This is a genomic window from Acidisphaera sp. L21 (assembly GCF_009765685.1).
Lineage (GTDB): Bacteria > Pseudomonadota > Alphaproteobacteria > Acetobacterales > Acetobacteraceae > LMUY01.
Genome location: NZ_LMUY01000052.1, coordinates 59,715 through 69,905 on the forward strand (window position 1 = coordinate 59,715; position 10,191 = coordinate 69,905).

Sequence of the window (10,191 nt, forward strand, 5' to 3'; positions counted from 1 at the left end):
AGCGATGCCGCTGAGCAAGGGGGCGCTGGCTGGGGTGAAGGTGGTGGACCTGACCCGGGTGCTGGGTGGTCCGTACTGCACGATGATCCTGTCGGACCACGGCGCCGACGTGATCAAGGTGGAACCACCCCAGGGCGACGAGACCCGGGACTGGGGCCCGCCGTTCGACGAGGAGCACAACGCCAGCTACTTCCTGGGCGTGAATCGCAACAAGCGCGGCCTCGCGTTGGACATTAGCAAGCCAGCCGGGCGGGAGGTGCTGATGCGCCTGCTGCGGGATGCCGACGTGCTGATCGAGAACTTCAAGCCCGGCAGCATGGAAAAATGGGGCATCGGCTACGGCTCGCTGGAGCCGCTGTTTCCCAAGCTGATCCACTGCCGCGTGTCGGGCTTCGGGGCGGAGGGGCCATTGGGCGGGCTGCCCGGCTACGACGCCATCGTGCAGGCCATGGTCGGGTTGATGAGCATCAACGGGCCGGAAACGCCGCTGCGCATGGGGACCGCCGTGGTGGACATGACCACCGGGCTGTATTCCACCATCGGCATCTTGATGGCGCTGCAGGAGCGTACTCGCTCTGGACAGGGGCAGTTCGTCGACATGACGCTGCATGATTGCGGCATGGCCTTGCTGCATCCGGCGGCAGCGAACTTCCTGATGAACGGCAAGCGACCGAAGGCGACCGGGAACCCGCACAGCAACGTCACGCCATACGACGCGTATCCAACGGCGACCTGCCAGATCTTCCTGGCGATCGGCAATGACGGGCAGTTCCGCAAGCTGGCCGCCGCGATCGGCAAGCCGGACCTGGCAGACGACCCGCGTTTCGCCAGCAACGCCCTGCGCGGTGCCAATCGGGAGCCGCTGACTGCGGTGCTGATTGAGGCGTTCGCCACCGAGGACGGGCACGCGCTGAGCGACAGACTGGCCAAACTGGGCCTGCCCGCCGGGCCAGTGCTGCATGTAGATGAGGCTTTGGCGGCCCCGCATACCGCCGCACGGCAGATGGTGACGGAGCTGGATGGGTATCGAGCGCTAGGCACCCCGATCAAGCTGAGCCGGACACCCGGCGGCACACGGTCGATCCCGCCCAAATTCGGGGAGCATGGCCCGGCTGTGCTGGGTGAACTCGGTTATTCCGAGCCGGAAATCGCCGGCTTGATCGACGAGGGCGTGCTCTACACGAAGCGAAAGAGGTAAGTTGCCGGTGTGGTGGGCTGCCTCACCAGCCCGGCAACTCCGATCGGCGTTAGGCTGCGACGGCCAGTGCGTCTTCGCCATCCAGCACGGCGGCGACGGCGTGGACCACGGCGGCGATGCGTACGGCGGCTTGCACCTGCTCCTGCGTCATCCCGGCCTGGCGAACCACTTTCTCGTGGCTTTCCATGCACATGGCGCAGCCGTTCACGGCTGAGACTGCGAGCGACCACAGCTCGAAATCGGCCTTCTCCACGCCGGGCCGGGCCATGATGTTCATGCGCAGACGGGCGGGCATGTTGGCGTAGTCGCCGCCGACCTGATGGGTGAAGCGGTAATAGACGTTGTTCATGCCCATGATCGCGGCGGCGGCCTTGGCGGCGGCCAGGGCCTCTGGCGTCAACTGGGCGCCGAACTCACCAACGATGGCGGCGGACACCTCGGCATTGCGGGAGGCGAGCGCGGCGGCCACGAAGGTTCCGGCGCGCTGCTGCTGCGACAGGCTCGGCTCCGTCGCCAGCGAGCCGAGGTTCAGCTTCAGATCCTTGGCGTAGTCGGGAATGCGGGCCTTCAGGGATTCGACGGACATTGCACTTGTTCCTCAGGCGGTTGGGGCGGTCCGTGAGGGACCGCCCCGGCTCGGCTCAGGCGGCGACTTGCAGGAAGTCGTCACCCTTGTTCCAGTTGCACGGGCACAGCTCGTCGCTCTGCAGTGCGTCGACCACGCGCAGCACTTCGGCTGGGTTACGGCCCACGCTATCGTGGTTCACGGACACGAAGCGGATGATGCCCTGCGGATCGACGACGAAGGTCGCGCGCATCGCAACGCCATCGGCCTTGTCCAGAATGCCGCAAGCGATCGACAGCTCACGCTTCAGGTCGGACAGCATCGGGATCTCGAGCTTGTTGAGGTCCTCGTGGTGCAGGCGCCAGTTTACGTGGGTGAACTCGTTGTCGATGGACACGCCGTAGACGACGGTGTCGCGGTCAGCGAAATCACCGGCCATCTTGCCGAATGCAACGATCTCGGTCGGGCAAATGAAGGTGAAGTCCTTCGGCCAGAAGAAGACGATCTTCCACTTGCCTTCGTCGGTCTGGTCCGTGATGTCGGTAAAGCAGGTCTTCAGGTTCAGGCCCTCGGGCCCACCCTTGACTGCCTTCAGGTTAAAGGACGGGAAGGTATCGCCAACTGTCAGCATACTCATCTCCTGGAATCGGACAGGGTGCATTGTGCGCTGCATCATAAGCGCTGCACTGCACAATATGCCAGCCCAATTGACCAAAAAACTCCGATAGGAATTTCCGATCGGTGCCTTAACCGTAGACTATGAAGCGCATGGTATGATGGCAAAGGGACCGTACCGTCGACGCAGTCGCGCCGCTTGTTTACGGTGTCGGCCTTTGCTGGCTTGATCAGCACGATAGGGTTTCGACGGCATGTTGTGGGAGCGCGTCATGGGCCAGTCGTCCGCCTCGCCGATGCAGGTGCCGTTGCCCGGCGCAGCACGCCCATTGCTGGAGACATTCGCGACGAAGGAAGCCGGTTGCAGGTCGCGGCGCATCGCGTTGGTCATGTGCGTGCTGTTTCTGGTGCCGTCGCTTGCCATGCTGCCGGTCGTCGGCAACCCCATCCCGCCCGTCCCTGGATTTATGTCGCTGAACCAAAGCGCGCTGGTGCTTATCTACGGGCTGACCGCATGGCTGTTTCTGGCGCAATACCGACGTATTCGCTCCGTACCGCTGCTGGTGCTGGGGGCCGGTGGACTGTTCACCACCTTGATGGTGGCAGTGCAGTTGGTTTGCACCCCAAACTTGCTGACCAACGGGCTGCTGGTGGGCCGGGGGCCGGCGACGCTGACCTGGCTGTGGACCTTCTGGCACCTGGGGCCGCCGCTGTTCGCCCTACCGTATGCGATCATGGAGGGGGATGGCCGCGTTCGATACACCGCGCCCAAATGGGTCAGTCGCTCGCTCTGGGCAACGGTGGCAATCGTGACGATCTGCAGTGCCGCCATCGCAGTGTTGGTGACCGAATACGTCGAATACCTGCCGAATTGCGTGGAGGCCGATGGCGGCTACCGCGCGCTCACCACCTCCGGCGTTGGCCCGGCTCTGCTGTTCTTGAACGTAGCGGCGCTGGTGGTGCTGTGCTGGACCACGCGGCTGCGCAGTATGTTGCAGCTGTGGCTCGCCGTGTCGCTGTTCCTGCTGGTGCTCGACAACGTCATCACCGACGCGGCCGCGATGCGCGCCACGGTCGGCTGGTTCGCCGGCCGGATGGAGGCGCTGGTCGCCGCCCTGGTGATGCTGGGCGTGTATTTGCGGGAAATCGACTTCCTACACCACCAGGCCGAGGAGACCGCGCTGGAGCGCGAACAAGCCCGGGCCGAAGCGCAATCGGCGCGGGAGAACCTGGAGATTGCCCTGGACGCGAGCGAGATGGGCGATTGGGAGCTGGACATTGCCTCCGACACATCACGGCGCACGCTGCGGCACGATCGCATCTTCGGCTACGCGGACTTGCAGCCGATTTGGGGCATCGCGCACTTCATGTCGCACGTGCATCCAGCCGACCGCAACGCCGCCGGCGACGCGATCGAGGCGGCATTTCGCGATGGCCGGCTGGAGCTGGAATGCCGCATCCGCCGGGCAGATGACGCGATCCGCTGGGTCGCGCTGTGGGGCCGCACATCATACGACGCGGAGGGCCGGCCCGTCTCGTTCGCGGGGTGTCTGATGGACACCACCAAGCGTCGCGAAACGGAGGAGCGACTGCGATTGGTCGAGCGGATGGAGGCGATCGGGCAACTGAGCGGCGGCATTGCGCACGACTTCAATAATTTGCTGACGGTCATTCTGGGCAGCCTGGACCTGATCGTTCGGCGGCCAGACGACGCGGCGCGGGTGGAGCGGCTGGCCCGCAGCGCCTTCATCGCCGGGCGCCGGGGCACGGAGCTGACGGAAAAACTGCTCTCCTTTTCTCGTCGGCAGGTGTTGCAGACCGAGACGCTGAACCCCAACCGCCTGGTGGGCGAATTCCTGCCGCTGATGCAGCGCGGCGTGGGGGAGACGATCCAGATCCAGCTCGACCTGGACCCGCAGCTCGACCCGGCGCGGATCGACCCAAACCAGCTTCAGGCGGCGCTGCTGAATTTGGCCGGGAATGCACGGGACGCGATGCCGGGCGGCGGCACGCTCACCATTGCCACCCGCAATGTCACCATCACCTCGGATGACCGCGAATCGGCGCGTGGCCTCTCCCCCGGCCCCTACCTCCGTATATCGATCACGGATGACGGCACCGGGATGGACGCCAACACCGCCGCCCGCGCGTTCGAGCCGTTTTTTACCACCAAAGAGATCGGCAAGGGCACGGGCCTGGGGCTGAGCCAGGTGTATGGCTTCGTCCAGCAGGCCGGGGGCCAGTGCCAGATCGACACCTCGCCCGGGCTGGGCTGCACGGTGGCTATGTATCTGCCACGCTCGACCGAGGTATCCCGCACCGCGCCCAACGACAACGTGGTGCCGCTGCGCCGGGCGACGGGCGGCGAGGTCGTGCTGGTGGTGGAGGACGACGAAACCGTCCGCGAGATGGCGGCCGAGAGCCTGGAGGCGCTGGGCTACGGCGTGCAGACCGCATCGGACGCCCGGATCGCACTGGATCTGCTGCGGGACACGGCGCGGGTCGACATCCTGTTCTCCGACGTGGTCATGCCGGGCGGGATGAACGGCGCCCAATTGGCCAACGAGGCGCGCAAGCTACGCCCTGGGCTGAAGGTGCTGCTGACGTCCGGCTACACCGTGACCGCAACGGGCGGGGCCCGCGAACTGCCGCAGGACGTGCCGCTGCTGCGCAAGCCCTACCTTCGGGAAGATCTGGCGGCAAAGTTGCAGACCCTGTCCGCGTCGCAAGCCTAACCAACGGGCCGGGCTACCGGCCGAAGCTGGCGAAGACCTGGCGGTCCTTGTTCTCCTGCATCAGCATGCGGAAGCCCGGGATCGTTTCCAGGCTCAGCCCGCTCGGGATACCGGATTCCTCGTCGGCCACCACCTTGGCGTAGGCCTCGCCGCTGATCTTCTCCCACTTCCCGGCCGGCTTCTTCGCCTCCACGTTCACCACGGTGGCCTTCAGCACCATGCGAACGATCGCCTCCTTCGGGTTGGAGGGTTTGGTCAGGCTCGGATGGCCGCCGATCATGGTCCAGCCATTCTTCAGCGCCCAGGTGGTCAGTTCGTCTTGGGTCATGCCGCCTTCTTCTTGTTTTTCTGTTTGTTGGCCCGGGTCTGGCTGGGCGCGGCCCCGCCCTTCGCACGCTCCAGCACGAAGCGGGCGTAGTCGTCCATATCGCCATCGAACGGCACGATCGTGCCATCCGCCGCCAACCACAAACGGTCCGCTACCAGCTCCATCAGGGAGCGGTCATGGGTGATGAGGATGACGGCGCCGCCGTAATCGTTCAGCGCGTCCAGCAAGGCGCGGCGGCTGTCGATGTCCAGATGGTTCGTCGGCTCGTCCAGGATCAGCAAATGGGGGGCGGCCATCGCCACCATGTTCAGCAGCAGCCGAGCCCGCTCGCCCCCCGACAGGTTCTCCACCGTGGTGGACTGCTTTTCGAAGCTGATGCCGAAGGAGGCCAGGCGGGAGCGATAGGACGTCTCGCTATCCTCTGGCCTGGCGTTGCGCATGATGTCCAGCGGGGTCTCGTTCGGGTCCATCGCCTCGATCTGGTGCTGGTGGAACCAGCCGACCTGGATGCGGCGTTCGCGCTGCATGTGGCCCTTCTGCAGGCCAAGTGCGCCCGCCGCCATCTTGGCGAAGGTGGACTTGCCAGCGCCGTTCACGCCCAGCAGACCGATGCGGTCGTCCACGTCCAGCCGCAGGTTCAGCGCGCGCAGCACTGGCTCGTCGGTGCCGTAGCCGATATCGGCCCCCTCCAACCGCATCAGCGGCGGCGCCAGCGGGCGGGGCGGGGATGGCAGGATGAACGGGGCGACCCGCTCCTCCACGATGGCGGAGATCGGCTCGAGCTTGGCCAGGCGCTTCATCCGGGACTGGGCTTGCGCCGCCTTGCTGGCCTTGGCGCGGAACCGGTCGACGAAGCTTTGCAGATGGGCGCGCTCAGCCTCCTGCTTCACGCGGGAGGCGGATTGCAGCCGCGCCTTCTCCGCCCGGCGCTTCTCGAAATCGTCGTAGCCGCCCGTGTAGAGGTCCAGCTTGCCATCCTTGATGTGCAGGATGTGGTCGACGGAGTTGTTCAGCAGTTCCCGGTCATGGCTGATGATCAGCGCGGCCTTCGGGTAGCGCCGCAGCCGTGCCTCCAGCCACATGGCGCCCTCGAGGTCGAGGTAGTTGGTCGGCTCATCCAGCAGCAGAAGGTCCGGGGCGGCAAAGAGGGCGGCCGCCAGGGCCACGCGCATGCGCCAGCCGCCGGAGAATTCGGACATCGGCCGGGCCAGGTCGGCCACGGAGAAGCCGAGGCCGGCGAGGATCTCCCCGGCGCGGGCGGGGGCACGATCGGCGCCAATCTCCTCCAGCCGGGCATAGATGTCGGCGATGCGTTCGGGCTCGGCCGTCTCCAACTCCGCATACAACCCGTCCCGCTCCTCGTCGGCGGCCAGGATGGTGTCCAGCAGGCTGACGGAGGTGGCCGCGTGCTCCTGCGCGACGGCGGCCACGCGGGCGCCCTTGGGGATGATGACGTCGCCGCCATCCGGGCCCAATTCGCCCAGGATCAGCTTGAACAGGGTGGATTTGCCCACGCCGTTGCGCCCGACCAGCCCCACCTTGGCGTTGAGCGGCAGGAGGACACTGGCGCGGTCGAAGAAGCGCCGTCCCCAGGCGTTGAAGACAAGGTCGTCGATCTGCAGCATGGCGTAGGGTGCCGTTCGAATAAGGTGCGGGCACCGTTTACGCGTTGTGCAGTGCGATTGCGAGCATTTGCGGCAGGGATGCTCACCTGCACAATGGACAGTGGGTGCCGGCGCCGGTAGCTCGCGCGGGGGGCAGCAGGCAGGGGTGTGGGATGCGAATCGTTTCGGACCGGCTGATGTTGCGGCCCTGGCAGGATGCGGACCGGGCGCCGTTCGCCGAGATGTCGGCCGACCCGGCGGTGATGCAATACCTGCTTCCGCTGGCCACGCGCGATGCGTCGGATGCCTGGATCGACCGGCAGATGGCACATTTGGCGGCACACGGCTTCTGCTTTTGGGCGGTGGAGGCGGATGGGGGCTTTGTCGGCACCGTCGGCTTGGGGCGGATCGGCTACACCGCCCATTTCACCCCGGCGGTCGAAATCGGCTGGCGCATCGCGCGGGCATTTTGGGGGCTGGGCTACGCGCCCGAGGCGGCCCGGGCGGCGCTGCGGTTCGGGTTCGAGACGGCGGCGTGCCCGGAGATCGTGGCCAACGCCGGGTTCGACAACGACAAGTCGCAGCGGGTGATGGCCAAGCTCGGCATGTCCCGCGACCCGGCGGATGATTTCGACCATCCTCGGGTGCCAGAGGGCGATCCCCTCCGGCGCCAGGTGCTGTATCGGTTGCGGCGGGAGAACTGGCTGCGCAATCCAACACAGAGCGAAGGGGAAGACGGCTCATGAGCACGAGCGAACCGCAGGACGGCAAATCACCGTCTCAGTTGATCGATGAGCGGATCAGCCAGTTGGGTGACTGGCGCGGGGAGATGCTGGGCCGGCTTCGCACGTTGATCCGGCAAGCCGATCCGGACGTTGTGGAGGAGTGGAAGTGGCGTGGGGTGCCGGTTTGGCCCCATGGCGGGATCATCTGCACCGGCGAGACCTACAAGAGCGTCGTCAAGATGACCTTCGCCAAGGGTGCCGCGCTGGACGATCCGGCGGGCTTGTTCAATGCCAGCCTGGAGGGGAACACGCGACGGGCGATCGATTTACACGAGGGTGATACGATCGATGAAGCGGCCTTGAGGGGGCTGATCCTGGCGGCGGTCACGTTGAACGCGACCCGCACGCGACGCTGATCGGTCGGGTTGTCCGGGGTGGAAGTTTGCGCATTTTTAAATGGAGGTGAAAATATCGTGATTGCTCGCGACGCGTTGCCCGATCCAGAACTGGACAGTGCGGTTGCCTGGCCGCGCCGCTCCTGCCGCTTACGCCGGGCGAGGTATTGTTGGACGAGTTTATGATCCCGCTCGGGATAACCGCAGATGGCCTGGCAAGGGAACTTCACGTGCAGGGCAACCAGATTTCTTCGATCATCGACGGTACTCGTAGGATCACCGCTGAAACTGCCATTCTGTTCGGCCGGCGGTTCGGCACCAGTGCGGAGCTATGGACGAACCTGCAATCTGCCCATGATCTGGCTGTCGTTCGTCAAAAGATGGGCGTGGCTGGCTAGCCAGCGGCAGCGCCAAACCGTCCAAACTCCATCATCCAATTACGCGTGGCCAACTTCGCTTTCCGCTACGGCTGGTGCAACGCCTGCGCTACCGCCACCTGCCATCCAGCATATCGATCTGCCCGTTCCGCCTCCGGCATGTTGGGCACGAAACTCGCCTCCCGCGCCCATTGCCGGGCAAACGCCTCCGGTTCCGGATACACGCCGGCGTCTAGCCCAGCGAGGTAGGCGGCGCCTAATGCCGTCGTTTCCAGGCAGGCGGGGCGCTCCACCGTCACGCCTACCATGTCGGCCAGGAATTGCATCGTCCAGGTGCTGGCCGTCATGCCGCCGTCAACGCGGAGCACGATGTCGCTGGACATGCCGGCATCGTCCAGCATCGCCCCCAGCAGGTCGCGGGTTTGGTAGCCCACGGCCTCCAGCACCGCGCGGGCGAGTTCCTTGCGGGTGGTGCCGCGGGTGATGCCGGTGATGCTGGCGCGGGCGCGGCTGTTCCAGTGTGGGGCGCCTAGCCCGGTGAAGGCGGGCACCAGGTAGATGCGCTGCGCCGGGTCGGCCAAGGCGGCGAGCGCACCGGTCTCGGCCGCATCGCCCACCAGGCCAACACCGTCCCGTAGCCATTGCACCGCGGTGCCGGCAGAAAAGATCGAGCCCTCGAGCGCGTAGCTGCGTATGCCCCGGTGTTGCAGGGCGATGGTGGTGAGCATGCCGTGGGTCGAGCGCACCGGCTCCGCCCCGACATGCAGCAGCACGAACGCGCCGGTGCCGTATGTCGCCTTCACCATCCCGGGGCTGAAGCACGCCTGGCCCACCAAAGCCGCCTGCTGGTCGCCGGCGATGCCGCGGATGGCGACGGGGCTGCCCAGCAACGCTGCCTCGGTGATGCCGAACAGTCCGGCGCTGTCGCGGATCTCCGGCAGCATCGCCCGGGGCACGCCGAACAGGTGCAGCATGTCGTCGTCCCACTCAGCCGTCGCGATGTTGCATAGCAGGGTGCGGGACGCGTTGGTTGCGTCGGTCGCGTGCACCTTCCCACCCGTCAGCCGCCACAGCAGGAAGGTATCGACGGTGCCGAAGGCGAGCCGCCCCTGCTCGGCCAACGCACGGGCGCCGGGCACATGGTCCAGCAGCCAGCCGATCTTGGTGGCGGCGAAATACGGGTCCAAACGCAGCCCGGTGCGGGCGGCGACCAGTTCGGCATGGCCGGCACGTTCGAACGCGTCGCAGGCATCGGCGGTGCGGCGATCCTGCCAGACGATGGCGTTGTGGATTGGTGCGCCGGTCTGGCGATCCCACACCAGGGTGGTTTCGCGCTGGTTGGCGATGCCGATGGCGGCCAGATCGCTCGCCTGCAACCCGGCCTGGCGCAACGCATCCCGTGCCGTGGCCAGGGCGGTGAACCAGATATCCTCCGGGTCGTGCTCCACCCAGCCGGGCTGCGGGTAGTGCTGGGGAAACTCCCGCTGCGCTTGGGCGATGGGGGCCAAATCCGGGCCGAACACGATGGAGCGAGTGGAGGTGGTGCCCTGGTCGATGACCAGGACCGGCGCGGTCATGCCACCGGCTCACGCTCGGCATGCAGGTCGGCCAGATAGGCGTCGACCTGGGCGATCTGCTGCGCCGTCAGC

At 66.2% G+C, this 10,191-nt stretch carries 10 protein-coding genes; 5 read left to right on the forward strand and 5 right to left on the reverse strand.

Translation table 11 applies throughout. From position 1 onward, the window contains the following. The first annotated feature begins 4 nt into the window (after nucleotides 1-4). Nucleotides 5-1,198, forward strand: coding sequence for a CaiB/BaiF CoA-transferase family protein (locus GSQ76_RS11405; protein WP_158744030.1), 1,194 nt, complete (start codon nucleotides 5-7; stop codon nucleotides 1,196-1,198). A gap of 49 nt (nucleotides 1,199-1,247) precedes the next feature. On the opposite strand, the gene GSQ76_RS11410 is transcribed toward GSQ76_RS11405, so the two are convergent. Next, complete coding sequence (locus GSQ76_RS11410; protein ID WP_158744031.1) at nucleotides 1,248-1,784, reverse strand: carboxymuconolactone decarboxylase family protein; 537 nt, start codon at nucleotides 1,782-1,784, stop codon at nucleotides 1,248-1,250. A gap of 55 nt (nucleotides 1,785-1,839) precedes the next feature. Further along, complete coding sequence (locus tag GSQ76_RS11415) at nucleotides 1,840-2,394, reverse strand: peroxiredoxin (RefSeq protein ID WP_158744032.1); 555 nt, start codon at nucleotides 2,392-2,394, stop codon at nucleotides 1,840-1,842. A 256-nt stretch (nucleotides 2,395-2,650) separates the two neighbouring features. Here GSQ76_RS11415 and GSQ76_RS11420 point away from each other — a divergent pair, with 256 nt between their 5' ends. Beyond that, the gene (locus GSQ76_RS11420; protein WP_158744033.1) at nucleotides 2,651-5,113 is read left to right on the forward strand and encodes an MASE4 domain-containing protein; all 2,463 of its coding nucleotides are present in this window, start codon (nucleotides 2,651-2,653) and stop codon (nucleotides 5,111-5,113) included. A gap of 13 nt (nucleotides 5,114-5,126) precedes the next feature. Here the strand turns inward: GSQ76_RS11420 and GSQ76_RS11425 are convergent, their stop codons facing one another. Continuing rightward, the gene (locus GSQ76_RS11425) at nucleotides 5,127-5,441 is read right to left on the reverse strand and encodes a hypothetical protein (RefSeq protein WP_158744034.1); all 315 of its coding nucleotides are present in this window, start codon (nucleotides 5,439-5,441) and stop codon (nucleotides 5,127-5,129) included. After that, nucleotides 5,438-7,066, reverse strand: a complete 1,629-nt coding sequence (locus GSQ76_RS11430; protein WP_158744035.1) for an ABC-F family ATP-binding cassette domain-containing protein — start codon at nucleotides 7,064-7,066, stop codon at nucleotides 5,438-5,440. The genes GSQ76_RS11425 and GSQ76_RS11430 overlap by 4 nt, the downstream gene beginning before the upstream one ends. 152 nt (nucleotides 7,067-7,218) lie before the next feature. Between GSQ76_RS11430 and GSQ76_RS11435 the strand changes: the two genes are divergently transcribed. The 3 genes from GSQ76_RS11435 to GSQ76_RS11445 all read left to right on the forward strand — a co-directional run bounded on the left by GSQ76_RS11435 (nucleotide 7,219) and on the right by GSQ76_RS11445 (nucleotide 8,563). Further along, entirely contained in the window at nucleotides 7,219-7,791 is a 573-nt protein-coding gene (locus GSQ76_RS11435) for a GNAT family N-acetyltransferase (protein ID WP_158744036.1), read from the forward strand. After that, nucleotides 7,788-8,186 carry a DUF1801 domain-containing protein gene (locus GSQ76_RS11440; RefSeq protein ID WP_158744037.1) on the forward strand — a complete coding sequence of 133 codons (399 nt, stop codon included), beginning with the start codon at nucleotides 7,788-7,790 and terminating at the stop codon, nucleotides 8,184-8,186. The genes GSQ76_RS11435 and GSQ76_RS11440 overlap by 4 nt, the downstream gene beginning before the upstream one ends. 122 nt (nucleotides 8,187-8,308) lie before the next feature. Further along, entirely contained in the window at nucleotides 8,309-8,563 is a 255-nt protein-coding gene (locus GSQ76_RS11445) for a HigA family addiction module antitoxin (protein ID WP_256366977.1), read from the forward strand. Nucleotides 8,564-8,628: 65 nt separating this feature from the next. On the opposite strand, the gene glpK is transcribed toward GSQ76_RS11445, so the two are convergent. Further along, entirely contained in the window at nucleotides 8,629-10,119 is a 1,491-nt protein-coding gene (gene glpK / locus GSQ76_RS11450) for a glycerol kinase GlpK (RefSeq protein WP_158744038.1), read from the reverse strand. Between the last annotated feature and the right edge of the window lie 72 nt (nucleotides 10,120-10,191).